The sequence below is a fragment of the Pantoea sp. SGAir0215 genome, from assembly GCF_043543215.1.
Genome location: NZ_CP028031.1, coordinates 3751537 through 3777905, shown reverse-complemented (window position 1 = coordinate 3777905; position 26369 = coordinate 3751537). Strand labels below are relative to the sequence as shown.

The 26369-nt window shown below is 55.3% G+C and carries 21 protein-coding genes; 6 read left to right on the top strand and 15 right to left on the bottom strand.

Going from position 1 to position 26369, the window contains the following annotated elements:
* Positions 1-116: 116 nt before the first annotated feature.
* Both C1N64_RS17635 and narQ read right to left on the bottom strand, forming a co-directional pair.
* Positions 117-749, bottom strand: coding sequence for a response regulator (locus C1N64_RS17635; RefSeq protein WP_058701227.1), 633 nt, complete (start codon positions 747-749; stop codon positions 117-119).
* 180 nt (positions 750-929) lie between these two features.
* Positions 930-2618, bottom strand: a complete 1689-nt coding sequence (narQ, locus tag C1N64_RS17630; RefSeq protein WP_375093505.1) for a nitrate/nitrite two-component system sensor histidine kinase NarQ — start codon at positions 2616-2618, stop codon at positions 930-932.
* Positions 2619-2868: 250 nt separating this feature from the next.
* On the opposite strand from narQ, the gene C1N64_RS17625 reads away from it, so the two are divergent.
* The 3 genes from C1N64_RS17625 (at position 2869) to nudK (ending at position 5627) form a co-directional block, all read left to right on the top strand.
* The gene (locus tag C1N64_RS17625) at positions 2869-3141 is read left to right on the top strand and encodes a YdgH/BhsA/McbA family protein (RefSeq protein ID WP_006118378.1); all 273 of its coding nucleotides are present in this window, start codon (positions 2869-2871) and stop codon (positions 3139-3141) included.
* Between the two features lie 272 nt (positions 3142-3413).
* Positions 3414-4886: an L-asparagine permease gene (ansP, locus tag C1N64_RS17620; RefSeq protein ID WP_394515042.1), complete on the top strand. Its 1473-nt coding sequence runs from the start codon at positions 3414-3416 to the stop codon at positions 4884-4886.
* Positions 4887-5048: 162 nt separating this feature from the next.
* A complete protein-coding gene (gene nudK, locus C1N64_RS17615; RefSeq protein WP_033740833.1) occupies positions 5049-5627 on the top strand; it encodes a GDP-mannose pyrophosphatase NudK in 579 nt (192 codons plus the stop codon).
* 45 nt (positions 5628-5672) lie between these two features.
* On the opposite strand, the gene C1N64_RS17610 is transcribed toward nudK, so the two are convergent.
* From C1N64_RS17610 to C1N64_RS17575, 8 genes are read right to left on the bottom strand one after another with little or no spacing between them, the layout of a single operon-like run.
* Positions 5673-6632, bottom strand: coding sequence for a ribokinase (locus C1N64_RS17610; protein ID WP_394515041.1), 960 nt, complete (start codon positions 6630-6632; stop codon positions 5673-5675).
* Positions 6629-7525 carry an allose kinase gene (gene alsK / locus C1N64_RS17605; RefSeq protein ID WP_054633362.1) on the bottom strand — a complete coding sequence of 299 codons (897 nt, stop codon included), beginning with the start codon at positions 7523-7525 and terminating at the stop codon, positions 6629-6631. Before alsK ends, C1N64_RS17610 begins: the two co-directional genes overlap by 4 nt.
* Complete coding sequence (alsE, locus tag C1N64_RS17600) at positions 7522-8214, bottom strand: D-allulose 6-phosphate 3-epimerase (RefSeq protein WP_394515515.1); 693 nt, start codon at positions 8212-8214, stop codon at positions 7522-7524. Before alsE ends, alsK begins: the two co-directional genes overlap by 4 nt.
* Positions 8214-9266 carry an ABC transporter permease gene (locus tag C1N64_RS17595; protein ID WP_394515040.1) on the bottom strand — a complete coding sequence of 351 codons (1053 nt, stop codon included), beginning with the start codon at positions 9264-9266 and terminating at the stop codon, positions 8214-8216. Before C1N64_RS17595 ends, alsE begins: the two co-directional genes overlap by 1 nt.
* 14 nt (positions 9267-9280) lie before the next feature.
* Positions 9281-10270 carry an ABC transporter permease gene (locus C1N64_RS17590; protein ID WP_164482391.1) on the bottom strand — a complete coding sequence of 330 codons (990 nt, stop codon included), beginning with the start codon at positions 10268-10270 and terminating at the stop codon, positions 9281-9283.
* On the bottom strand, positions 10263-11768 hold the full coding sequence (locus C1N64_RS17585; RefSeq protein ID WP_394515514.1) for a sugar ABC transporter ATP-binding protein: 1506 nt from the start codon (positions 11766-11768) through the stop codon (positions 10263-10265). The genes C1N64_RS17590 and C1N64_RS17585 overlap by 8 nt, the downstream gene beginning before the upstream one ends.
* Before the next feature lie 2 nt (positions 11769-11770).
* Positions 11771-12751, bottom strand: a complete 981-nt coding sequence (locus C1N64_RS17580; protein WP_394515039.1) for a substrate-binding domain-containing protein — start codon at positions 12749-12751, stop codon at positions 11771-11773.
* 11 nt (positions 12752-12762) lie between these two features.
* Positions 12763-13593 (bottom strand): DeoR/GlpR family DNA-binding transcription regulator, encoded by an 831-nt coding sequence (locus C1N64_RS17575; protein WP_006118387.1) that lies wholly within the window; start codon positions 13591-13593, stop codon positions 12763-12765.
* Between the two features lie 488 nt (positions 13594-14081).
* On the opposite strand from C1N64_RS17575, the gene C1N64_RS17570 reads away from it, so the two are divergent.
* On the top strand, positions 14082-15149 hold the full coding sequence (locus C1N64_RS17570; protein WP_033740825.1) for a DUF1176 domain-containing protein: 1068 nt from the start codon (positions 14082-14084) through the stop codon (positions 15147-15149).
* Here C1N64_RS17570 and ampH read toward each other — a convergent pair.
* From ampH to C1N64_RS17555, 3 genes are all read right to left on the bottom strand, one after another.
* Positions 15146-16309 (bottom strand): D-alanyl-D-alanine-carboxypeptidase/endopeptidase AmpH, encoded by a 1164-nt coding sequence (gene ampH, locus C1N64_RS17565; protein ID WP_170317965.1) that lies wholly within the window; start codon positions 16307-16309, stop codon positions 15146-15148. The two genes, C1N64_RS17570 and ampH, sit on opposite strands and share 4 nt — an antisense overlap.
* 211 nt (positions 16310-16520) lie before the next feature.
* Entirely contained in the window at positions 16521-17207 is a 687-nt protein-coding gene (locus tag C1N64_RS17560) for a response regulator (protein ID WP_185199114.1), read from the bottom strand.
* The gene (locus C1N64_RS17555; protein ID WP_394515038.1) at positions 17197-18834 is read right to left on the bottom strand and encodes an ATP-binding protein; all 1638 of its coding nucleotides are present in this window, start codon (positions 18832-18834) and stop codon (positions 17197-17199) included. The genes C1N64_RS17560 and C1N64_RS17555 overlap by 11 nt, the downstream gene beginning before the upstream one ends.
* Before the next feature lie 305 nt (positions 18835-19139).
* Here C1N64_RS17555 and C1N64_RS17550 point away from each other — a divergent pair, with 305 nt between their 5' ends.
* The gene (locus C1N64_RS17550) at positions 19140-20501 is read left to right on the top strand and encodes a 2-hydroxycarboxylate transporter family protein (RefSeq protein ID WP_367143790.1); all 1362 of its coding nucleotides are present in this window, start codon (positions 19140-19142) and stop codon (positions 20499-20501) included.
* A gap of 174 nt (positions 20502-20675) precedes the next feature.
* Here the strand turns inward: C1N64_RS17550 and tkt are convergent, their stop codons facing one another.
* Together tkt and tal are read right to left on the bottom strand one after the other, a co-directional pair.
* On the bottom strand, positions 20676-22676 hold the full coding sequence (gene tkt, locus C1N64_RS17545; protein ID WP_033740817.1) for a transketolase: 2001 nt from the start codon (positions 22674-22676) through the stop codon (positions 20676-20678).
* Between the two features lie 63 nt (positions 22677-22739).
* Positions 22740-23690 (bottom strand): transaldolase, encoded by a 951-nt coding sequence (gene tal, locus C1N64_RS17540; RefSeq protein WP_033740815.1) that lies wholly within the window; start codon positions 23688-23690, stop codon positions 22740-22742.
* 360 nt (positions 23691-24050) lie between these two features.
* Here tal and maeB point away from each other — a divergent pair, with 360 nt between their 5' ends.
* Positions 24051-26330 carry an NADP-dependent oxaloacetate-decarboxylating malate dehydrogenase gene (gene maeB, locus C1N64_RS17535; RefSeq protein WP_394515037.1) on the top strand — a complete coding sequence of 760 codons (2280 nt, stop codon included), beginning with the start codon at positions 24051-24053 and terminating at the stop codon, positions 26328-26330.
* Positions 26331-26369 lie beyond the last annotated feature (39 nt).

Genomic DNA, 26369 nt, shown 5'->3' with positions numbered 1-26369 from the left:
CGTAACGTACGAAAGTATTCCATGACATCACGCACGACCAGGCGACTACTTTACGTGCGGGCAGGGTTTGAAAAGTGGAGAAATTATAAAGAATGTGTAAATTGGCGCGCTTTTTCTCAACGATGTCGACGTTCAAGCCACAGGATGGTCGCCGCAACGCGTGAGCGAACCTCAAGTTTGCGCAGGATATTACGAAGATGTACCTTCACCGTCTCTTCTGAAATCTGCAAGGTATCAGCAACGGCTTTGTTGGACAGGCCTCGCGCCACTTCCTGAAGCACGTCGCGTTCGCGTTCGGTCAGCAAACGGAACGGATCGTCGCTGTTGTGACGCGTCGCGAGCGAATGCCGGACCGCCTCGCTAAAGACATTTTCGCCCTGTGTGGCCTGTACGATCTGGTTTAGCAGGATTTCCGGTTCACTGTCTTTCAGCAAATACCCATCGGCTCCCGCATCCACCATGGCGAAGATATCACTGCGCGCATCCGACACCGTCAGCACCAGTATCCGCGAGTGGATGCCTTCATGACGAAGCGCTTTCAGCGTGTCCAGGCCCGACATCCCTTTCATATTCAGGTCGAGCAGGATGACGTCCGGTGTCAGGCGACGGGCCTCAGCCAGTGCTTCGGTGCCGTTGCTGGCTTCCGCGACGACCTGAAGCGTCGGGTCGAGCGCCAGTAACTGCCGAATACCGCGACGCATAAGCGGATGGTCGTCCACAATCATGATTGTTAAAGTCGGTTGTTTCATGTTTTCTCCCTGTCACCTGACGCTGCAGGTTGTCGCATGGGCAATGCGGTTCGTCAAGCGGCGGCTGCAGCGACCCTCTGTGGTGCTGTCATTGTAAAGATTAACCCGATGGCCTGCCGTTGATCTGCCACATGCCCTGTGATGCGAGATGCAATAAAAGTAAAGCCGTGTTACGTGCGGCTAGTCAATCTCTGATGCCGGACGCGGTGGAAAGCGCAACACAATCTGTGTTCCACACGGCTGCGAACGAATGTCTAACTGGCCAGACAAGCATGCTGCGCGCTCGGTCATGGTGATGAAACCATAATGCCCCGGAGGTTCTTCTGTGCTGATCATGCCCGTGCCGTCATCAGTGATTGTCAGTGAATGCTCACCTGTATCCGTGATCTGGTAGTCGACGGTAATCAAACGGGCATTCGCATGGCGAATGGCATTCAGGACGGCTTCCCGGGCAATTTGCAGGACGTGGACCTGTTGCCGGGCATCCAGTTGCTGCAGGCCTGGCTGGCAGGTCAACCGGATATCAGCGACAGTCTGAGACTGAAGCGGCGCAATCATCACGTGCAGAGCAGCCTCCAGATCGGCCTTTTCGATCGTCAGACGAAAGGTCGCCAGCAGTTCGCGTAGCTGGCGGTAAGCCTCTGCCAGTTCGCGATCAAAATCTGCAATGATCGCCTGTGCCGACTGATCGGAGGCGGACAGGCTGCGCCGAAGCTGCATCAGCTGTATCCGTAGGTAAGTCAGTGACTGCGCCAGCGAGTCGTGCAGTTCACGTGCAATCGTGGCGCGCTCCTCAATCAGCAGCATTTGCTGGTACTGCTTCTGGGTTTGCCAGATCCAGATCGACCGTCCCAGCATCGCGGCCAGGCTGCCCATTAACGCGGCGGAAGGGGCCATGCCGCCGGTTTGCCAGCGCAGCGTGCCAACACGTTGATCGTCCTGTTTCAGCGGTAAATGCTGCCAGGCCAGCGCGGGATCGTGCTGGCCCGCCTCACAGGTAAACTGCTCGCCCTGAAGCTGAATGAAGGCAATATTCTCTTTGCCGACGATGCGGTTCAGCACATCATCGAAAAGCGCCGGTTGCAGCGAACGGCTGGTCAGGATTTGTGAGCTTTCATAGAGTAAGGAGAGCGTATGATTCGCCTGGGTTAAGTCCCGGGTTTTGTCGCGGACCCGTTGTTCCAGTTGCTGATAATGGCACTGTAATTGTGCAGCCATGCTGCTGAAAGTCTGTGACAGGACTTTCAGCTCGTTCTGCTGCTGCACATGCAGGGGCGGAAAGGCAAAATTGCCGCTTTCCACATAGCGGCTGGCTCTGACCAGTGCATTGAGGGGTTTAACGACCTGCTGGCGGGTAAAGCGGATCGTCATCAAAGCGAGCGCAACAATGGCGATCACGCCCGTCAGGCTGCTGATGGCCACGACGCGCATTTTCAGTTCGGCGTAGCGCTGTAGCGCCAGTACGAAGCGGTTAATTTCGTCAACGTAGTTGGGCATTTGTTGCCGCCAGGCATCTGACGCGTTCGCCTGCAGATGCTGTGCCAGACCGGGCCAGCCTTCGCGTAAACGCTGATAGTGATTAATAACCTTGCGCGGCACCCAGGGGCGATCGAGTTCCTGTAACACGGCGGCATCAAGCGTTTGTTGATATTGCGCCAGGTGCGCCGTCAGCAGATGCGGATCTGCTCTGGCATCCCAGGCCAGGCGGTAACTTTGCATTCGCAGCGATCCGGCCAGATTAATGGCTTCCGCATCGCGCAGGCTACTGGAAAGCGTCAGCAGCGCCAGGCCGGTCGTCAGTAACGCCAGCAAGACAATCCACGTTAACGACAGCGCGATACTTCTGGTAACAGAGCGTTTAACAATCACGACAATAACACCTTTACTGACAGGGAATCATAAGAGCGGTGCCAGAGACACCCGACGACTTATTACAAAATGCCCGAAAACAGCGGCGCTGTGTACGCAAACTCACCCCCGTTGACGTTTCCCAGGAATGTCCACTTACGAATGAACATTACTGCCATAGCTTTACACCTTGCCCATGTTGGCTTTCATTGCCTCGCTAATACTCAACACCATGTTTTACTCAGTGACCCACGCAAGTTCAGGAGGAAGTATGAAACGATTACCTGTGTACCTTAGCGCTGCTCTGTTGGCCACTGCTTCATTTTCTACTCTTGCTGCCACGGCAGTGGACCGGCAGGAAGCCCAGGGGCTGCAACGTATCGGCAGCGTCTCGGTGACAAATGTGAACGGCTCTCTGGATGATGTCACCCGCCAGCTTTCGCAGGAGGCCAAATCAGAAGGTGCCCGCCATTTCCGTGTCATCGGGGTTGATAACCCCGGCGACTCCAGCCTGTGGACCGGCACTGCCGAAATTTACCGCTAAACCCCTCTGTTACCTTCCCTGTAGCCCTTACCGGTCGCCTGTCGGCCGGTTTTTTTGTGATCTCAGAAAAGTTTTTTACAAATCGTCCGGCTTATCTCCTCGGTATATTTTGCTTCGATGTTGCATAACGGTTAGGATTCATCGCCGTAAATTCCCGCGCTGCTTTTCGTTAACTCACAGGCAAACGCACAGAGGAAGAAAACCCATTTCGCACTGCTAAACGCAATCGTTTGGATGCGCGATGACTTATGGTCAGGACAAACAGGAAGGCTATGAAATCTACGAAGAAAACCGCAGCAGACATGCGCGCTGCGAAACGACGCTGGCTCAATTCCCACGACTCCGGCTATAAGAAAGCCATGGGTAATCGTCACGTACAGATGATCGCTATCGGTGGCGCAATTGGTACAGGTCTGTTCCTGGGCGCAGGTGCCCGCTTACAGGCTGCGGGTCCCGCTCTGGCGGTAATCTATCTGGTCTGTGGCATTTTCTCCTTCTTCATTCTGCGCGCGCTGGGCGAACTGGTTTTACACCGTCCCAGCAGTGGAAGCTTTGTTTCCTATGCACGCGAGTTTATGGGTGAAAAAGCCTCCTATGTGGCAGGCTGGATGTATTTTGTTAACTGGGCCATGACCGGGATTGTCGATATCACCGCCGTGGCACTGTATATGCACTACTGGGGCGCGTTTGGCGATGTCCCACAATGGGTGTTTGCCCTGGGCGCGCTGGCGATTGTCGGTACCATGAACATGATCGGCGTAAAGTGGTTTGCCGAAATGGAGTTCTGGTTCGCGTTAGTCAAGGTGCTGGCGATAGTGATATTTCTGGTGGTCGGCGTGGTGTTCCTGGGCAGCGGTAAAACGCTGGACGGCAATGCAACAGGTTTCCACCTGGTCACGGATAACGGCGGCCTGTTCCCGCACGGCCTGTTACCGGCGCTGGTGCTGGTGCAGGGGGTGGTCTTTGCCTTCGCTTCGATCGAACTGGTGGGTACGGCCGCAGGTGAGTGTAAAGATCCGGAAACCATGCTGCCGAAAGCGATCAACAGCGTAATCTGGCGTATCGGTTTGTTCTATGTCGGTTCCGTGGTGCTGCTGGTGCTGTTACTGCCGTGGAATGCCTATCAGGCCGGGCAAAGTCCGTTTGTGACCTTCTTCTCTAAACTGGGCGTGCCGTATATCGGCAGCATCATGAATATCGTGGTCCTCAGCGCCGCGCTGTCCAGTCTGAACTCCGGTCTGTACTCGACAGGCCGTATTCTGCGCTCCATGTCGATGGGCGGCTCAGCACCGAAATTCATGTCAAAAATGAGCAGCCAGCAGGTGCCTTATGCCGGGATTCTGGTTACCGTTTGCGTCTATGTTGTCGGCGTAATACTCAACTACTATGTGCCGTCACAGGTATTCGAGATTGTCCTGAACGTCGCGTCACTGGGGATCATTTCGTCCTGGGGCTTTATCGTGCTGTGCCAGCTGCGTCTGCGCAAAGCTATTAAAGAAGGCAAGGCCGACGACGTCAGCTTTAAGCTGCCGGGCGCGCCTTTCACTTCCTGGCTGACGCTGCTGTTCCTGTTCAGTGTGCTGGTCTTAATGGCGTTTGACTATCCAAACGGCACGTACACTATTGCCTCTATTCCGCTGATTGCGGTGATTCTGGTTCTGGGCTGGTTTGGTGTGCGTAAGCGCGTTAACGAAATTGCCGCCACGGAGCACGAGCATCACGAGCACGATGGCAAATCATCCTGACGGTGATCTTGCCTGAAATATCAATGCCAGCCTGCGTGCTGGCATTTTTTTTCGGTGTTTCGGGCGGTCTTGATGATTGCGTGCGCAGACACGTAATTCAGATAGTTTTCTTGCATCCCACGACCTATCATCATTGGCTCCCTTCTTACTTGCGGAGCGCCTATGTCGTCCAGAATCACTATCATCAAAGATAAGCTGCTGTCTGAGAACTGGTTTGTGTTGCGTAACATCACCTATGAGCTAACCGACAGCCATGGCGACGTCGTGCGTCACAAACGCGAGGTGTACGATCGCGGCAACGGTGCGACAATTCTGCTCTATAACCGTGAAAAAAACAGTGTGGTGCTGACGCGCCAGTTCCGCGTGGCGACCTACGTGAACGGTAATGAAGACGGAATGTTAATTGAGGCCTGCGCGGGTTTACTGGATGACGACTCGCCAGAGGATTGCATCCGTAAAGAGGCCATTGAAGAGACCGGCTATGCGGTAGGCGAGGTCGAAAAACTGTATTCGGTCTACATGTCACCGGGCGGCGTCACTGAACTGATTCACTTCTTTGCGGCGGAATATCACGAATCCCTGCGCGAGAACGCTGGTGGCGGTGTCGAAGATGAGGCCATTGATGTGCTGGAAATGCCTTTTCCTCAGGCCATGGCGTGGGTGAAAGACGGACGCATTCGTGATGGTAAAACCATCATGTTATTGCAGCACGCCCTGATCGCAGGCTGGCTAACGCTGTAATCCTGCACGAAGCCGATGCGCAAACCATCGCATCGGCTTTCCGCTTTATACGCACGTCATCACGCTGTCGGCGACGCACTCCGGGTGCGCCTGCAGACGCGCCAGTGCCTCGGCATACGAAGGCATCGAATGGGCCGCACCCGGTCGCTCCACACATAATGAGGCAAACGCGGCCGCATACAGCGCCGCCTGATCCAGCGCAACGCCCGCCGCGAGCCTGGCCGCCAGCGCGCCGTTAAACGCATCACCCGCGCCGGTCGTATCCAGCGGGGTGGCAGGAAACACGGGAATATGCCGTTGCTGCTGGCCGTCAGACAGTAACGCACCCGCCGTCCCCAGTGTAATAATGATCTGGCGCGCCCCTTTGCGATGCAGAATTTCTGCCGCCTGCCGGGCACTGCGGATATCGTTGACGTTGATGCCGGTCAGCAGCCTCGCTTCCGTACTGTTCGGGGTCAGCAGATCGACTTTTGCCAGCAACGTATCGCTGATTTTTTGAAACGGCGCGGGATTAAGAATCACAAAGGTATTGGCGGCCCGCGCATTATCCATCATGCGCTGTATCGCGCTCAGGTTGTTCTCGAGCTGGACCAGCAGAATGTCCGCCGCCGCGACGGTGGGTTTGCAGCGCGTGACTTCCGCCGCCGTCACGGTAAGGTTGGCGCCTGGATAGACGGAAATCATGTTTTCGGCGTCGTTTCCGGCAACGTAGATCAACGCATTGCCGGTGGGTTTCTCCTTACAGGTGAACAGTGTAATCGCATCAAACCCGGTTTTTTCCAGATGGCGGCGGGCAAACACACCAAAGTCGTCCTTGCCCACTTTACCAATATAGTGCACCCGGGCGCCCGCGCGCAGTGCGGCGGTGGCCTGATTCGCACCTTTACCGCCCGGTCCCATCATGCTGTGCTGAGCAATCAGCGATTCGCCCGGCAGGGGAAAGCGGCGCATACCGGCGACAATATCCAGATTGAATGAACCAAACACACAGACTTTGCCTTTCATTTTCGCTCCCCAAAGTGGCGTTCGGCAGCCAGGCAGGCACCACGGCAGCCCGTGTAATCGGTGGCATGACTGAACACGATACGTAAACCGTGGCGCGTGACGGGTGGCCGCAAACTGCGCTGAATGTGGTGTTGTAACTGCGCCAGCGGAAAACCGGCCATCGCCAGCACGCCACCGCCCAGAATCAGGTATTCCGGATCGAGGATGTTCATTTCACTGGCAATCAGGTGCGCCAGCCGCTGAACGAAGGCCTGCAGATCGGGATGATCCCCGTGTCGCGTAAACAGTTGTGACAGGGCGGTGTCCGGCTGATGCGTCGCCGCCCACTGGCTCAGCCAGTGACCGGAGATCAGCGTTTCCGCACAGCCGCGATTGCCGCACGGGCAGGGCAGGTCATTGCCGGGCAGGGGAATATGCCCCAGTTCACCCGCGCCGCCATGATGACCATGATAAAAGCGGCCTTCCAGCCACAGGCTGTTGCCTAAACCGGTGCCGGGATACAATCCCACCGCGTTGTCGGGCAGGGCATCAAGCTGTAGCAGATCCCATAACATCAGGTGGTTGACGTCTTTATCCATGGCGACCGGCACGCCCAGTCGCTTGCTCAACTGGGCTGCCACAGGTTGCCCATCCAGCGCCTGAATAAAGGGTAACGAGATAACCTGCTGACGATCGCGGCTGAGTATACCGGGGAGCCCGAGCATTACGCCACTGATCGCTTGTGACGCCAGCGTGTCAATAATCACATCGCCCAGGGCGTGGAGCGCATCCGTTTGCTGTGCCCAACTGGCGGTCGCTATTTTACGGAATCCGCACCAGTGCTGGCCGTCTTCCATCAGTTGCAGTCGGGTGCTGGTGCCACCGATATCCATTCCAAGCCAGCGTTGTTTCATGCAGACTCCTGTGCCAGTCCCTGTGCGGCATCAATGCTGCTGCGCATCATGTCCCAGGCGGTGCTGAGATCGTCATGCACGTTGAACAGGCCTGAGGTGCCGACAATCAGCACTTCTGCGCCGGCCTCCAGTAGCGTGCGGTAGGTTCGTTGATTACAGGAGCCGTCAATTTCGATGAGGAAGTCATAGCCCTGTGCCTGTTTCAGGGCCTTAAGCTGCTGGATCTTCTGCACCATCTCGGGAATAAATGGCTGCCCGGCATAACCCGGATCGACCGTCATTACGGTGATCTTCTCCAGCAGATGAAGATAGTGATGAATAAACGACACGGGCGTAGCGGGATTTAAAACCACGCCCGGCTTTTTCCCCAGACTGCGGATCAGGTTGATCACCCGGAAGGCATCGCGGTTGATGGTCTCCGCATGCGGACAGATATAGTCTGCTCCCGCTTTCGCGACGGCCTCGATAAAATCGGTCGGCTGTTCCACCATCAGGTGAACGTCTATCGCTACGGTCGTATGCGGACGAATTTGCTCAATAAAGAACGGCGACAGCGTGATGTTTTTGACGTAATGCCCGTCCATGATATCAACGTGCAGGAAATCAGCGCGGGTGTTCAGGACCGCCAGCTGCTGTTTAATCTCCATCAGATTCATGCACATTAATGACGGCGAGATTTGAATACGCATCATACTTCCTTTTTCTCAGTCAAGGGATTCAGGGCCGCGCTTAAACGTTTGCTGCGCGTTACGGCCCGGCTTTCATTCAGTCGGGCTTTGCCCTGTTTAATGGCCAGCACCACAATCAATACCGCGCCCCACATTGCCAGGCTGACGTGCGGACTGATGTTCATCAGACTGAACCCGGTGGAAAGAATTTGTAGCGCGATCAGCGCCAGCACGACGCCGGTAACCCGGCCAAAGCCGCCATTGGGATCGGTGCCGCCAAGGATGATGGCCAGCACGGTGAGTAAGAGATAGGCATCGCCATAACCCATGCGGGCGGAGTTAAAGCGCGCCATCATCACCAGCCCCGCCAGTACGCACAACAGGCTGGAAAGGATATATACCAGCATCACCATGCGGTGCGTGTTGATGCCGCTAAACCAGGTCGCGTTGATGTTGCTGCCGCCCATATAGATGCACTTACCGGCGCGGGTTTTGCCCAGAAACAGGGCCAGCAGGGCGGCCGCCAGCAGAAAGAGCCACAGCGGCAACGGCACGCCCAGTAAGGTATCGGCACCCAGAGCCCTTACAACGGGAGGCATACCGCTTACCGCCGCGCCTTTGGTCAGCCAGATACCGATGCCGTTAATCGTGATCATGGTTGCCAGCGTCACCAGGATGGGATGTGCGCCAATGCGCGTTACCATGACGCCGGTAATCAGGCCAATGAGTGCAGCAATCAGCATCGCACCCAGTACTGCCAGCAGTAACCACAAAAGTTGCTGAGCGGTTCCGGCCCCGTCCGGCACCCTGTTTAGTAAGACCCAGGCGATAAACAGGCTGGTCAGATTGGCTGTGGTGATAATCGCCAGATTGAGTCCGCCACTCAGGATGGCAATAAACATTGCCAGGGTGAGTAAGCCCAGTTCCGGCAGTTGGAACGCCATGCTGAGGAAAGTGGCGTCGGTAAAAAAGCGGCCGGGTAACAGAATGCCGAACAGCGCCAGCGAGAAGGCAATCAGAAGCAGCAGGCCAACATTGGTGCCATCCGGTTTTAACGCAGCGAATCTTTTCATCTCTGTTTCTCTCCTCAGACAAAGCTGACGTCAGTTTCTTTGCGCTTCTTAAAGTGGGTGACAGCAATGGCGGCCATGATGACGGTACCGACCACGATGTTCATGAAGTAGTTGGATACGCCGATCAGGTTGAGTCCGTTCTTCAGAACCGCGATCAGGAAAACCCCCATCAAGGTGCCACTGACGGTGCCCTTGCCGCCCATCAGACTGGCTCCGCCCAGTACGGTTGCCGCCAGCACATCCAGCTCACCGCCCACCAGGGCGTTGGGGACGACTTCACCCATGCGGTAGACCTGAACCAGTCCGCCAATCGCGGCCATGGCCCCCAGCCAGCCATAGGCAAAGAGGGAGATCAGGCCAACGCGAATCCCGATACGCCGTGCGGATTCCGCATCGCCGCCCACGGCATAGAGTTGACGACCTAAATGTGTTTTGTTGAGGAGCACCGCTGTCAGCGCCGCAATGAGCAACAGGATGAGCAGCGGCAGGCCGAGCTGAAAGACTTGTCCCTGCCATTCGAACGGCAGCACGTTACGCAGCGTGATCCACCAGTCCGGAAGCTGATACAGGCTGCGTCCACCGGTCACCCACATCAGCAGGCCAAACAGCAGCGACTGCATACTAATGGTGATGATGATGGAGACGACCCGGAGCCAGGTGATCAGCCAGGCGTTAATGACACCAAACAGCGTGCCGCAGGCTATCGCCAGTGCAATACTCAGCGGCGCGTTAGCAAACTGGTAATGTACAAACAGCGAGGCGATCAGGTACTGCACCACAGAGGCGACGGCCGCAAAGGAAATATCAATGCCGCCGGTCACCAGCACGACAAACAGTCCTAGGGCGAAAATGCCGGTAACCGCGTAACTCTCGGCCAGATCCAGCAGGTTTTGCACGGTCAGAAACTGGTCGCTGGCGAAGGAGAAAATCACAATGAACAGCAACAATACCCACGTCAGCCAGCCCTGACTGGAATGAGGACGTAAACGGGAAAAATCAGGCATTGATCACCTCCGCCAGTTGCTGTTGCGCTATGCGGCCTGGTTGATATTCGGCCTGGATGGTGCCCTCGCGGAAATGCAAAATGCGGTCGCAGTTGTACCAGACCTCGGTGACTTCATCGGAAATCAAAATGATCGACAGGCCTTCGCGTGCCAGTTCGTGAATAAGTTGATAAATACTCGCTTTTGCCCCCACATCCACGCCGACGGTGGGCGAATCGAGGATGAGCAGGCGCGGCTGCGTCAGGACCCATTTCGCCAGCACAATCTTTTGCTGATTGCCGCCGGACAGCGTTGAGATGGCTAGCTGTGGATCGGCAACGCGCACGCCCAGTTGCTGAATCCACTGAAGAATCAGCTTGTTCTTGCGGTATTCATCAATCAGGTGGAAGCGGTTTTGCAGCTGGTTAAGAATGGGCAGCACCATATTGTCGGCCACCGATTGTTGCTGAATCAGCCCCAGCGTCAGGCGATCCTCAGATACATAGCCAATCCCGGCTTTGATGGCATCTTCATGACTGCGAAAGCGCACGGGTTTACTGTCCAGCCAGATCCTGCCGCGGTCAGGCCGGGTCATGCCGAACAGGGAAAGAGCCAGCTCAGTACGTCCCGATCCCAGCAGACCACACAGCCCCAGCACCTCACCTTCGTACAGCCGAAAATTAACATCGTGGTACTGACCTGCACGGTGCAGGTTTTCCACTTCCAGAATGACCCGATCACCGTTGCGCGTAGGGGTTTTTAACTGATAATCAAGTTCTTGCCCGGTCATCAGCTCGGTGAGATGGTGCGGTGTCATAGCCTGCGCCGGCCAGCAGCCAACCTTGCGGCCATCGCGAATGACGGTTACGCGATCTGATATTTCCAGCACCTCGTCCAGGCGATGGCTGACAAAGACCACACAAATCTTTTTCTGTTTGAGATAGCGTACCGTGCGCAGCAGTTGATTGACTTCGGTACGGGTGAGGGAAGCGGTGGGCTCATCCATGATCACCAGCCGCGCATCCGCCACCAGCGCGCGGCAAATGGCGACCTGTTGTCGCTGAGCGATGGAAAGGTGCGCGACACTGTCGTCAAGATTGAGGTCAAACTGCAGTTCCTCAACAATACGCCGGGCACTGTCAACCAGGGTTTTGCGCTGATGCCAGCCAAATAACCCGCGCAGATTGTGTTCAAATGCGATGTTTTCGGCCACGCTCAGGTTCGGGAACAGGGACAGATCCTGATAGATGACCTGAATACCAAAGTCTCTGGCCTGCTGAGTCGAGAGACGGGGCAAGCAGTCTCCGTCACCTAAACGAATTTCGCTGCCACGATCCGGCGCATGTACGCCGGATATCACTTTAATGAGCGTACTTTTGCCACAACCATTGGTACCGGCAAGGCAGTGCACTTCGCCCGCCAGCAAGGTCAGCGAGATATCGCTCAGAGCACGATTCCCCCCAAAGGTCTTCGACAGTTTTTCCAGGGTGATAAGCCTTTGCGGCGCGACCGATTGCATCATTACAGCCCCAGCTTGATCAGGTTAGGCAGGTTAGCTTTATCCAGACTTTCCGTGTTGTTGCCCAGAATGGTGTGCGTTGTCTGATCCACTTTCACCTTGCCCAGGCCGTCAATCGTCATACCGTCCGTAATCGGTTCGTTCTTCTCCACCTTCTCGGCAATACGGATAAACACTTCACCGGCGGTATGTGGATTCCAGATATAGCCGCCCTTGATCGCCCCGCGGTTAACCAGTTGCGCGCCCTGACCCGGACTGAACGCCCCAATGACACAGACCTGATTGGTTTTATTGCGGTTCATAACGGCGCGACCGGCACCAATAGGGCCCTGCGAACCGAAGGCTAAAATGCCTTTCAGATCGGGATACTTAGACATCAGTTCATTGGTGGTACGGATGGACTCGTCCAGGGATTCGCCTACGCCAAATTTGTCCGTAACCAACTGCATGTTGGGATAGTGCTGCTTTTGATAATCCAGCGCGGCATCGGTCCACTGCTGATGAAGCGGCACCGTCAGGCTCCCCACGTATATGGCGTATTTCCCTTCGTCATGCATACATTGCGCCAGCGCTTTCATATGATTGATGCCGTGCATTGCGGCATCCACTAATTCAAAGTCCCAGTTTGCAAACTTCTGGCCTGGCGATTCGTGGGTAATGACTTTGATGCCGGCTTCACGGGCGCGCTGCAAGACGGGCTCAAGCACTTTGGGATCGTTGGGGACGACGCCGATAATGTCCACTTTCTGGGCAATCAAATCTTCAATGGCACGCACCTGCAGGGCAGGATCGGCTGCGGTCGGCCCCACCATCCAGGCGTCAATGCCGCGTTTGGCCGCTTCGCTTTTAATTCCGGCTTCCATAGCGTTGAACCACGGAATACCACCGATTTTCACCACGATGCCCATGCGTATTTTGTCCGCCGCATGGGACTGAAAAGCCAGTAATGCGAACAACGAACAGGCGATAAGCTGTTTTTTCATAAAGGCTCCATTTAATTATTTATAAGCTGCACAGACTGGGGGCGCTGCGAGCAGTCAATAATATTGACGCCGTTCCAGGCCAGTTCCTGTTCCAGCTCTTTATCTTTCAACTGGTCAGTAATGAGAAAATCCACATCACGGTAATGGCAAATACGCGCGAATGAGGGCCGAAGAAACTTAGAGCTATCCAGTAATAAATGTTTTCGTTCTGCTGCCAGAATCAGCTGTTGTTTTAAATGTGCATGACGTTCATTTCCTTCGCGTAAATAACCGTCATTGCCCAGACTGCTGCATGAAAAAAAGATCTTATTTATTTGAAACTCTTTTAACGGCTGCTCGGTAACAATGCCGTGAAAATCTTCATAACGATCTGAATATTCTCCGCCCAGACAAATGGTGCGAATACTGCCGCGCGCTGCCAGCGTCTGGACAATGCGTAACGAATTGGTTAATACCGTTAATTCAATATCCGGTAATTGCCGTGCCAGATAAAAACACGTGGTACTACTGTCGAGTAATAAGCAGTCGCCCACACTAATAAAATCCAGCGCGCGTTTCGCGATTGCCATTTTGGCGTCAACATGTTCGTTTACGCGTTGACGAAAAGACGATTCAGATTCATTAATCTCGCGATTATTAACCTGTAGCGTTGCACTGTGTCGTTTAGCCGGAACCGCACCACCATGGCTTCGCTGTAAAATACCTTTCTTTTCCAGTTGTGCTAAATCGCGGCGAATCGTTTCCTGAGAAACCCGACATAACGCGGTGAGTTCAGCGACAATAACCCGTCCGTTACACATTAATTCATCGATAATTCTCTGCTGGCGTTCAATCGGCAACATAATGGCCTCCGATGGCTATAAAGTACTGGAAGGCACGCGGCAAAAATGTGGCCTGAGCGTGGGTACGCAGGACCTGTTTTTGCAACGCGCATAAAGAGATCAGTGTTGGGTTTTAATGAAACGAAATGAAAGCAATAATATTGTTTAGTGATTTGTCTCACTAAATAAGGGTTATTTAGCGGTCTCAGGATCCGCTGTGAACATTTTATCCTGCATTCTGCGGCGACTCTATCATGCCCGCTTTTGCCCGTTTATGTGTATTTGACCGCTTTGCCTGTCCGGATAGTCCGACGAATCCGATTGAGAGAACGCTGACGAATACGCATGATGACCGCATTGCGCACGACAGGGCGCTACGGCTGTTGCAAAATGGATGTTTTTTAGGCAGTTAGCTGCGCTTGCTGGGCACTTCACAGAATGCGAACGTCGTGACGTGCGCGATTGCGCTATCATCTTCCACTCAGAGAAGTTGGGGCTCGATTTTCTTAATGTGGTACAGGATGAAATCGCTGTTTGCGTTGCCTTTATTCATGGTTGCCGCCGTCCAGGCTGATCCGGTGCAGAAACTGTTTTCTGACTGGCAGTTAACCTGCAATAACGCGGCCTTTTGCGTTGCGCGCAGCACGCAGGGTGACCGTGGTTTGGTGATGACCCTGTCGCGACATGCCGGGGCGGATGACCAGCCCCTGTTACGTATTGATTACGGCAGTGCCTATAGTGGTGCGCTGCCGGGGCCGGCGCTCAAAGATAATCTGCTGGTGGATCAGCGTCGTCTTCGTCCTGATTTCAAGCACTGGGACGTAGAGCCGCATCATCTTGCCACCCGCAACCCGATTGCCATTAACGAATTTCTTGAACTCACCATGGATGCAAAAAATCTGCAGCTGACGTTCAGCGCCAGCCCACAGGTTTCATTGCGTGGCATGAAAGCGGCCCTGTTGTACATGGACGACGTGCAGGGGCGGGTGAATAGCATGAGCGCCTGGGTTCGACGGGGCGAACGCAACGGCGTGCCTGCTGCTCCGGCGATTCCGCAACTGCCACCTCCCATGGCCGCGCCTGCACCGCTGACGCGGGAAGAAACCAGTGGCCTGATCGATTACGGCACCTGGCGGGTTAATTCAGACACCTGTTCGCTCGATCCACTGCGACGCGAAGTCAGCGTCTCGCCGCTGACGGACAAAAAAGCCTTGCTGCTGGTGAGCTGTGAGATGGGGGCGTATAACGTGATCGATCGGGCGTTTGAAGTGACGCGCGCGCCGCCCTATGTGGCACGCGGTGTCAGCCTGACTTTACCCTTTACGCCGCCCGAGGGAGGAGAGCGTCAGCTGGAGCTGATTAATGCGGATTACGATGCGGCAACCGGCCAGCTTTACACCTTTGGTAAAGGGCGGGGACTGGGCGACTGCGGTACAGCGTCCCGCTGGCAGTTTAACGGTGAGCACTTTGTGTTAGCGGAATATGCCGAAGAATCAACCTGCGATGCCTGGCACAGCAGCGATGACTGGCCCACGCTCTGGGTAAGCCAGTCAGCCTCTGCGGATGGCAGCCGTTAAGGAATCGCCTGCACCATCATGGGGGAACCGGTCTGATTGCCCACCAACTCCGCCAGCAGGTTATTTACACCGTCACTCATTGGCGTGAAGCGGGTCAGAGGAGATCGGGTCACCACCACAAAAACGCCCACATTATTCTGCGGCACCATCGCTATATAGGTGATGAAACCCCCGCCACCGCCGGTTTTCTGAATGATGCCCGGACGCCCCTTTGACGGTCCCATATAAACCCAACCCATGCCGAGAGCGTCGGCTTTACCTGGCACGTCCATTCCATCCACTTTGTGAAGCTGATCGCGACGGTAGATTAATGTCTGCAGGCGGTCGATCTGTGGCGTGCGGCGATTCACGGAGGAGTTCAGAAACTGCTGCATCCAGCGTCCCATATCATCCGGCGTTGAATAGACGCCACCGCTGCCGATAGCCGCCAGCGTGTTATTACACGGACTGGCTCCTTTTTCCGCCACCATTAAACGGGCGCACTGTTCGGGTGACGGGGTAAACGTGGTGTCCTTCATGCCCAGCGGGCGGGTGATCAGCTGCTGAAACAGGGCCGGATAGGGTTTACCCGCCGCACGTGACAGCGCATCACCCAACAGATCGTAACCCAGGTTGGAATAGGCCGCATTGGTGCCGGGGGCCGCTTTCAGGCTGGCGGTGTTCAGCCAGTTCCAGCGCTCACTTTGCGTAGGCCAGACAAAAACCGGACGATGCGGCTTACCGCCGGGCTGCTCGCGCGGCAGGCCACTGGTGTGAGTGGCGAGGTTAATCAACCGAATCGGTTGACCGTCGAAACCAGGGACCCGTTTTCCCGGAGGCGCATACTTACTCAGCGGATCGTCCAGACGAATCTCGCCGCGCTCGGCCATTTTTACCATCACCTCACTGGTCATTAATTTACTGAGCGAGGCAATACGAATTAACGAATCCTTTTGCGGACGAATATTGTTGCCGGGCCGGGTATCACCAAAGCTGGTAAAGACGCGCTGATTACCGTCTATTGCCACCAGGGCCATGCCGGTGGCACCACTGGCATAAAAGATATGCTCTGCATAGCGATCGACAATCTGGGAGGCCAGTAAGGGATCGGGCGCAACCTGCGCTGTGCTTTTAAGGGGAAGCAAAGAAACCAGTAAAGCCAGTAAATAAGGAGTGCGCATTTTCAACGGAGAGGGCTTCGCTATAGGAGTCGGGTGAAAACCTATAGTAATCAGTTTAAGGATGACGGGAAGAGCAAAGCACAGTTTTTTTTATTTCAGATTACAGTCAGCTGGCGATGGCGGCCATGGACATCAGCGGGCGGGGGATATGTTTTGCCCCGCAGAGGCCGCCGGACCGAGCCGCTGCACTGGCGGCGTGGCGCGCCGCAGTTCATGGCCGTTTGTACATGCGCCTGGGATGGCCCACTTTGCCATACAGCATTTCTACCGTCAGAAAACCGGTTTCCACGCAGTGCTCCAGATAGCGACGGGCGGTTGTTTTACTGAGCCCGGTTTCGGCCATCACCTCATCAACCGAAAAAAGCCGCGTGGTGGCTGGCGTAAAAAGTGTCTGGACCCGCGCGAGGGTCGTTTCCTCAATACCTTTGCTGCCGTTATCATGCGGGTATTTCTTCGCCTGTAGCTGATAAAGGACATCGACATTTTCCTGATCGACAATCTTCCATGTGCGCTGCTGGTCTGCGAAAGCGATAAAGTTGGCAAGCGAGCGGTTAAGCCGTTTCCAGGACACAGGTTTAAGGACGTAATCGAAGGCACCGTTGCGGATGGCCTGGCTACAGGTATCCATATCACTGGCCGCCGTAATAAAAATAATGGAACAGTTTGCGTGGGCCAGCAACGGATCGCCAATCAGGGTGATGCCTTTGCCATCGGGCAGATAATTATCCAGCAATAGCAGCTGTGGCGCACTGATGGCAAGCTGCTGTCTGGCTTCTGCCAGTGACCCGGCGATACCGATCAGCCTGAGTTCAGGGTGTTTACCAATCAGTTCGGCATGAAGCTGAGCCAGTTCAGGCTCATCTTCCACAATCAGGACAGTCACAGGCTCATGTTGCATCGCGGACCTTCTCCGTTTCCGTTACGGGACAGCGGTGGGTTTGCGCGCAGGGGATAAACAGCGAAAAAATGGCGCCACGAGGCACATTGTCGCTGACCTCAATGGTTCCCCCTGTGCGGGTAATATAGCTTTCTGTTAAATACAGCCCGATGCCGTGATCGCCCCGGGTTTTCGTGGTGACGCCACGTTCAAATATGTGTTCGCGGATGGCAGGTGCAATGCCCACGCCGTGATCCGCCACTTCGATGATCAGCTCACGGGCGCTGAGCTTAATCAGCACTTCAACAGGTTCATGAGGCATCGGGGCGCGTTGCGTGGCTTCAATCGCGTTGTCCAGCAAATTGCCAATGACCGAGATCAGTTCAGCCTCTGACAGTGGGGGAAAGGGCTTGTCTATCAGACATGCGGGATCAAAGTGGAGGATAACGCCTTTTTCTCTGGCGCGTGCCGCTTTGCCCAGTAACAAGCCGCACAGCAGTGGCGAGCTGAAGCGTGCGGAGACAAAGTCCAGCCACTCCTGCTCGTGTTCTGACTGCGCCTCAATGTAGTCAATCGCGTCTTCAAAACGCCCCATGTGCAACAGCCCGGAAAGCGTGTTCATACGATTAAGCTGCTCATGCCGCATAATGCGCAGATTATCGACATAACGTTTCACCTGGCTGAGCTGGGCGCTAAGGGAGTCGATGTCGTTAAAATCGCGGAAGGAGATGACCCAGCCCATCAGCGCGTCCTCCAGCATGATACGTACCCGGCTGGCGATGACGGTAAGCGCATTAAACTGACTAATCTCATCGTGGGTATCTTTCTCCAGCATCACGGGCTGCGATAAAAAGGGGACGGGCGAAATGATCTGGCTGACAGACTGCCCTCGCAGCGCCTCGGCGGACTGTGACAGGCCTAACAGCTTTCGGGCGGCCTGGTTGATCACTTCGATCTGCAGGTGTTCATTGATGACAATCACGCCTTCATAGATCGATTCCATCATGGCGTTTTGCTGACGGACCATCAGGCCGATCTCGCGCGGTTCCAGCGAGAAAATCTGTTTTTTAATATTGCAGGTGAAAAACCAGGAGAAAATAAACAGGGCGATAAGCACCAGGGCCGCCACGATCAGCAGGTTGATCATGTTGCTGAACGTGATGGCATCCAGATAGCGGGCGAGATAACCAACGGACACGATACCGACCACCTGCCCGCGATCGTTCAGGATGGGCGCTTTGCTGCGCAGGGAGATTCCCAGTCCGCCTGTCCGGATGGTGGTGATACTTTTCCCTGCCAGCACTGCCGCGTTGTCTCCGCCGACCAGGGGTTTGCCAACCCGGTCCGCCGTCACCGAGTGAAAAAGGTGCAGGCCACGGTTATCGCCAATCACCATAAAACTGGCATCGCTTTTCCGGGCAATAGCCCGCATCAGCATATTAATGGCCGGGATATCCCGATCCGCCACCGCTTTTCTCAGTTCCGGAATCAGCGCGATTTCGTCTGCCTGCACCTTCGCGCGCATGCTCATCGCCTGATAAAGCTGCCGGGTGATGCTGACGTAGTAATAGCTTCCCAGTAACACGAACAGGACAGACGAAAAAACAACGAGCGAAAGAAACAGCTTCGTTTGAAATGACAATTTCATGACTGTCACGCGCATTTTGGAATAATAACTTCAATGTATCATCTTTTTAACAATAGACACTACATGCGTTTATCTGTTTGATATTAATGGGATTAAATCGTTTTCAGAGGGCAGGGAAGCGTCAGCAAAGGACAAACAACGGCTGCGGGGAATAAAAACCATAAACACCACGACGATTACCAGGATGCGGATCACGCTCTGGAAATAACACCATTAAAACTTTATGCCAGATACCTTCTCCTTCACGTAATTCCGCTTTTTTTAACGGCATTCTGAAAAAAAACGATGATGCAAAGAGGTTAATAATGCGCTCACCTGATAATTCTTTTCTGTCTGATACACTGGCCCGTTCACCGCGCAGGAAAACCCTGAAGGAGCAGTGGTGGCATATTATGGATAACTGGAAAGTCGGGATTATCCCTCTTCCTCTGTTTGTGCTGGCCGGTGGGCTCATTGCACTGGACTGCCTGAGCGGGAAACTGGCCAGCGATATCGTCGTCATGGTCGCCACGCTGGCCTTTTTTGGTTTTGCCTGCGGTGAATTTGGTAAACGTCTGCCGGTGGTGGGCCGTCTGGGCGCCGCAGCTATCTGCGCAACCTTTATTCCCTCTGCGCTGGTCTATTACGGGTTACTTCCCGATATTGTGGTGACCTCAACAACGCAGTTCTATAAATCGACCAATATTCTCTATCTCTATATTTGCTGCATCATCGTCGGCAGCATCATGAGCATGAACCGTACGGTGCTGATTCAGGGCTTTCTGCGCATCTTTTTCCCCATGCTGTGCGGTGAAATCGTGGGCATGATTGTCGGCATGGGCGTCGGATTAGCGTTGGGGCTGGAGCCGTTCCAGATTTTCTTTTTTATCATTCTGCCCATTATGGCGGGTGGCGTCGGCGAAGGGGCCATTCCGCTCTCCATCGGCTATGCGGCGTTGCTCCATATGGATCAGGGCGTGGCGCTGGGCCGTATCCTGCCGATGGTGATGCTGGGGGGCGTGACCGCCATTATTATTTCCGGCTGCCTGAACCAACTGGGTAAACGTTATCCGCACCTCACCGGGGAAGGCCAGCTGATGCCGAATGTCACGAACGTTGAGCCCGAGCCGCTGCAGTCCGTTTTTTCCGGTAAAGTTGACGTAACGGCCATTGCCTCCGGGGCGCTGCTTGCGGTGCTGCTCTATATGGTAGGGATGCTGGGGCAGAAGCTGACAGGGCTGCCTGCGCCGGTAGGGATGCTGTTCCTGGCCGTGCTGGTGAAACTGGTCAATGGCGTTTCGCCCCGTATTCTGGCCGGTTCTCAGGTGGTCTATCGCTTTTTCCGCACCGCAGTGACCTATCCCGTCCTGTTCGCTGTCGGTGTGGCCATTACGCCGTGGCATGTGCTGGTCACCGCGTTTACGCTCACCAATCTGCTGGTCATTATCAGCACGGTCAGTGCGCTGGTCGCAACGGGCTTCTTTGTCGGGAAAAAGATTGGCATGCATCCTATTGATGTCGCCATTGTTTCCTGCTGCCAGAGTGGGCAGGGCGGGACGGGCGATGTAGCCATTCTCACCGCCGGTAACCGCATGGGCCTGATGCCGTTTGCTCAGATCGCGACGCGTATCGGCGGAGCCATCAACGTTTCGCTCTCTTTGCTGCTGCTGAGCCACTTTTTAAAGTAACGGTTGTTAAGGTCAGCAAGGCGGCAGGATTAACCACAGCATGCAGGGGTACGGCGAAAAACGTGGTTACCGAAGAAGGTGGGTTTTCAGAGAGCAGCACGCCAGCGTCAGGCTGGCGTGCTGAGAGCAAAACCGCGGTCCGGCTGAGGAAGCCGGATCGCGTGAGTGCGAGGATTATGCCGGTTTCAGCAGGGCTTCGGCATGGCTGACGATGTTTTCTATCGTGAAGCCAAACTCCGCGAACAGCTTTTCTGCTGGCGCAGATTCACCGAACGTAGTCATCCCGACAATGGCACCGTCCAGCCCGACATATTTATACCAGTAATCCGCTATGCCTGCTTCCACGGCCACGCGTGCTTTCACAGCGGAAGGCAGCACGGATTCGCGATAAGCCGCATCCTGCGCGTCGAACAGATCCGTTGAAGGCAGTGAAACGACCCGCACCTTATGGCCGCCGGTCGTCAGCTTCGTTGCTGCACCCAGCGTGATCTCCACTTCAGAGCCGGTGGCAATCAGAATGACGTCTGGCGTGCCCTCACAGTCTTTCAGGACGTAACCGCCGCGTTTGATATTCGCCACCTGTTCCGCCGTACGCTCTGGCTGTGCCAGATTCTGACGCGACAGGATCAGGGCGGTAGGTCCATGATGACGCTCAATCGCAGCCTGCCAGGCCACAGCGGTTTCCACCTGGTCGCACGGACGCCAGACGCTCATATTCGGCGTAACGCGCAGGCTGGCAATCTGCTCTACCGGCTGGTGGGTTGGACCATCTTCACCCAGACCGATTGAGTCATGGGTATAAACCAGAATCTGGCGGGCCTTCATCAGGGCCGCCATGCGCGCGGCATTACGGGCGTACTCGACGAACATCAGGAAGGTCGCGGTATAGGGCACAAAACCGCCGTGGTGGGCAATACCGTTACCAATGGCCGTCATACCAAATTCACGCACACCGTAGTGGATATAGTTCCCGGCCGGATCCTCTTTGATGGATTTCGAACCTGACCATATGGTGAGGTTACTGGGGGCGAGGTCGGCAGAGCCGCCCAGGAATTCAGGCAGCATTTTGCCGTAGGCTTCCAGTGAATTTTGCGAGGCCTTGCGGCTGGCGATTTTTTGCGGATTCGCCTGCAGATCGGCAATAAATCGGGCAGTTTCCGCTTCCCAGTTTGCGGGCATTTCGCCGTTCATACGCCGCGTATATTCTGCGGCCAGTTCAGGATAAGCCTGCTGATACGCGGCAAACTTATCGTTCCAGGCTTTTTCGCGCGCCGCGCCAGCTTCTTTGGCATCCCACTGCTGGTAAATCTCTTGCGGAATCTCAAACGCCGGATAATTCCAGCCCAGTTGCTTGCGCGTCAGGGCGACTTCTTCTTCACCCAGCGCGGCCCCGTGTGCCTCTTCTTTACCGGCTTTATTCGGTGAACCAAAGCCAATAACCGTGCGGCAGATAATCAGTGACGGCTTATCGGTGACGCTTTGCGCTTCTTTAATTGCAGCTTTAACGGCCTCGGCATCGTGACCATCAATTTCACCGACCACGTGCCAGTTATAGGCTTCGAAACGTTTGTGCGTGTCATCCGTAAACCAGCCTTCGGTCTCTCCGTCGATGGAAATGCCGTTGTGGTCATAGAAGCCGATCAGTTTGCCCAGACCAAGCGTTCCGGCCAGTGAGCAGACTTCGTGGGAAATCCCCTCCATCAGACAGCCGTCGCCCATAAACACATAGGTGAAGTGGTCAACGATATCGTGTTGTGGACGGTTAAACTGCGCAGCCAGCGTCCGTTCCGCAATGGCCAGACCCACGGCGTTTGCCAGACCCTGACCCAGCGGGCCGGTCGTGGTTTCCACGCCCGGCGTGTAGCCAATTTCCGGGTGGCCCGGTGTTTTGGAGTGCAGCTGGCGGAAGTTTTTCAGCTCTTCAATCGGTAAATCGTACCCGGTCAGGTGCAGCAAACTGTAAAGCAGCATTGAGCCGTGACCGTTAGACAGGATAAAGCGGTCGCGATCCAGCCAGGCGGGGTTGGTCGGATTATGCTTGAGGAAATCGCGCCACAGCACTTCGGCGATATCTGCCATGCCCATTGGCGCACCAGGATGACCGGATTTTGCTTTTTGTACCGCATCCATACTTAATGCGCGAATCGCATTCGCCAACTCTCTGCGTGAGGACATAAAGGGTCTCCCTTGTTAAGCATCAGGGCGGGAGTGAGCCCGCCCGGTAAAAGAGGGGAAAAACTACAGGCGCGCCGCCAGCACATCTTCCAGTTTTTGCTGGTCAACGGCGAACTGGCGAATACCGTCTGCCAGTTTTTCGACCGCCATAGGGTCCTGATTATGTTCCCAGCGGAACTCCGCTTCGGACAGCGGCGACGGCTGATGGAAACATTCAGTGGAAGGCTCAAGCTTACGCTCTACGGGCGCCTCGCTGTTCTGCAACTCCTCCAGCAGGTTAGGTGACAGCGTCAGCCGATCACACCCGGCCAGCGCCAGTACCTGTTCGACCTTACGGAAGCTGGCACCCATAATGATGGTGTCATAGCGATGCTTCTTATAATAATCGTAAATACGGCGCACCGATTTCACGCCCGGATCTTCGTCGACGTTATACGGGTCCATGGGCTTGCGGCTGTTGTACCAGTCATAGATACGGCCGACAAACGGCGAAATCAGATAAACCCCGGCTTCGGCGCAGGCGCGCGCCTGGGCAAAGGAGAACAGCAGCGTCAGGTTGCACTGGATACCATTCTTTTCCAGCTCTTCTGCGGCTTTAATGCCTTCCCATGTGGAGGCCAGTTTGATCAGGATGCGAGAGCGATCAATGCCGTGCTCTTCATACATGCGGACCAGCTTTTCTGCTTTCGTGACGCACATGCCACGATCGAAGGAGAGGCGCGCATCCACTTCGGTCGAAACACGGCCTGGTATGCTTTTCAGAATTTCCATACCGAGGTTAATGGCCACTTTATCGCTGGCGTTAATAATCTGCGTTTCTTTGCTGCCACCCTGTTTTTTCGCGTAGTCGATGGCGTCATCAATCAGATGTTTGTAAGGCTGGAGAGCAGATGCTTTCAGAATAAGCGAAGGGTTAGTCGTCGCATCTTGTGGGTGATAATTACGGATGGACTCAATATCGCCACTGTCAGCCACCACGGTCGTGAACTGTTTAAGGGCTTCAAGCTGGTTCATTTCTACACTCCTTGAAAAATACGTTGTAACAAAAGGGAACACCTCTGGCCTCGTGCCCTAATCAGTGCAGACATTACCCGTCGTAGTAACGCCGACTCACCACATTGCAACAGACCAGGTGCAGTGAAAATGCGTTTTCTCTGAATGTTGTGCGATGAGGGTTGCGCGCAACCACCCGAGATGACATTTCTGCGGATAACGACTGTCCAGCCATTAAGGATAGCAGCCATGAAAAATGACGCAGGGTAGACTGTGGCAATCTGTGCGTTAAGAAAGAAGGTTCTTTGAACCGCCTCACCGCTTTGTGATGGTGTGCTTTCTATACTGAACATCCACTTACCTGGCGAAGAAGGATGTCAAATGGATGACCAACTGAAGCAAAGTGCGCTTGATTTTCATCAGTATCCCACTCCCGGAAAAATTCAGGTTTCCCCCACCAAACCTCTTGCCACCCAGCGGGATTTGGCGCTGGCCTATTCTCCTGGCGTGGCGGCGCCCTGTTTAGAAATCGCCGCCGATCCGCTGGCGGCGCACAAGTACACCGCGCGCGGCAATCTGGTGGCGGTGATTTCAAACGGTACGGCGGTACTGGGGCTGGGGAACATCGGCGCACTGGCCGGGAAACCGGTGATGGAAGGCAAGGGCGTTCTGTTTAAGAAATTCGCGGGCATTGACGTTTTTGATATTGAGGTCGACGAACAGGATCCCGATAAGCTGATCGAGGTGATTGCCGCGCTGGAACCCACGTTTGGCGGAATCAATCTTGAAGATATCAAAGCGCCCGAGTGTTTTTATATCGAACAGCAACTGCGGCAGCGCATGAAAATTCCGGTGTTTCACGATGACCAGCATGGCACGGCCATCATCTGTACGGCGGCGGTGCTGAACGGACTACGCATCGTCAACAAGGCTATCGCTGATGTACGGCTGGTGGTGTCAGGCGCGGGCGCATCGGCCATTGCCTGTATGAACCTGCTGGTCGCGCTGGGCTTGCAGAAAGACCATATTCGGGTGTGCGATTCGAAAGGGCTGATTTACCGTGACCGCGAACCCAATATGGCGGCCACCAAAGCCGATTATGCCGTGGAGGATCACGGCAAGCGCACGCTGGCCGACGTGATCCAGGGCGCAGATATTTTCCTGGGCTGTTCCGGACCGGATGTCCTGACGCAGGATATGGTGAAAAGCATGGCGAAAGATCCGCTGATTCTGGCGCTGGCAAATCCCCATCCCGAAATTCTGCCGCCGTTGGCGAAAGCCGTACGGCCGGATGCGATTATCTGCACCGGACGTTCTGATTTTCCTAATCAGGTGAACAACGTGCTCTGCTTCCCGTTTATCTTTCGTGGCGCGCTGGATGTGGGGGCCACCGCCATCAATGAAGAGATGAAGCTGGCGGCCGTACACGCCATTGCCGAACTGGCACAGGCGGAACAAAGCGACGTAGTGGCTTCGGCCTATAGCGATCAGGACCTGCGCTTCGGACCGGACTATCTGATTCCCAAACCCTTTGATCCACGTTTAATCGTGCAGATAGCCCCTGCCGTGGCGAAAGCGGCGATGGCGTCCGGCGTGGCAACCCGGCCTGTGGCTGACTTTGATGCCTACCGGGAGCAACTTACGGAGTTTGTGTATAAGACCAACCTGTTTATGAAGCCAATCTTTTCCCAGGCGCGTAAAGCCCCGAAACGGGTGGTGATGGCGGAGGGCGAAGAGGTGCGGGTGCTGCATGCTACGCAGGAGCTGGTCTCGCTGGGGCTGGCGAAACCCATCCTGATAGGTCGCCCCAACGTGATCGCCATGCGGTTAGAAAAACAGGGGCTCAAAATTGAGCCCGGAAAGGATTTTGAAATCGTGAATAACGAATCCGATCCCCGCTTTAAAGCGTACTGGAATGAGTATTACCAGATGATGAAGCGGCGCGGTGTCACCCCCGAGCAGGCGCAACGCGCCGTTATTGGCAATCCGACCCTCATCGGTGCCATCATGGTCTACCGTGGTGAGGCCGATGCGCTGATCTGCGGCACCATCGGCGATTATAACGAGCACTACGAGATTGTGGAGCGCGTGCTGGGCCTGCGGAGTGATGTGAAGGTGGCCGGTGCCATGAATGCGCTGTTACTGCCGAATGGCAACACGTTTATTGCGGATACTTACGTCAACGCCGATCCTACACCGGAACAGCTGGCGGATATAACGTTAATGGCGGCGGAAACCGTCCGTCGCTTTGGGATTGAGCCGCGCGTGGCGTTGCTGTCGCACTCCAGCTTTGGCACCTCCAGTGCGCCTGGTGCGCAGAAAATGCGCGATGTGCTGGCGCTGGTGCAACAGCGCGCGCCTGAGCTGGAAATCGACGGGGAAATGCACGGCGATGCGGCGCTGGTGGAAAGCATCCGGCGGGAAATCATGCCCGACAGCCCGCTGAAAGGCAGCGCAAACCTGCTGATCATGCCCAACGTGGAAGCGGCGCGCATCAGCTACAATCTGCTGCGCGTGTCCTGTTCGGAAGGCGTAACGGTCGGGCCGGTGCTGATGGGCATGACCCGGCCGGTGCACGTGCTGACGCGCATCGCGTCCGTGCGCCGGATCGTCAATATGGTGGCGCTGGCGGTGGTGGAAGCGCAGACGCAGCCGCTGTAGTCAACCGGGGCGGCGACCCGGGTTGCCGCCCCGGCACGT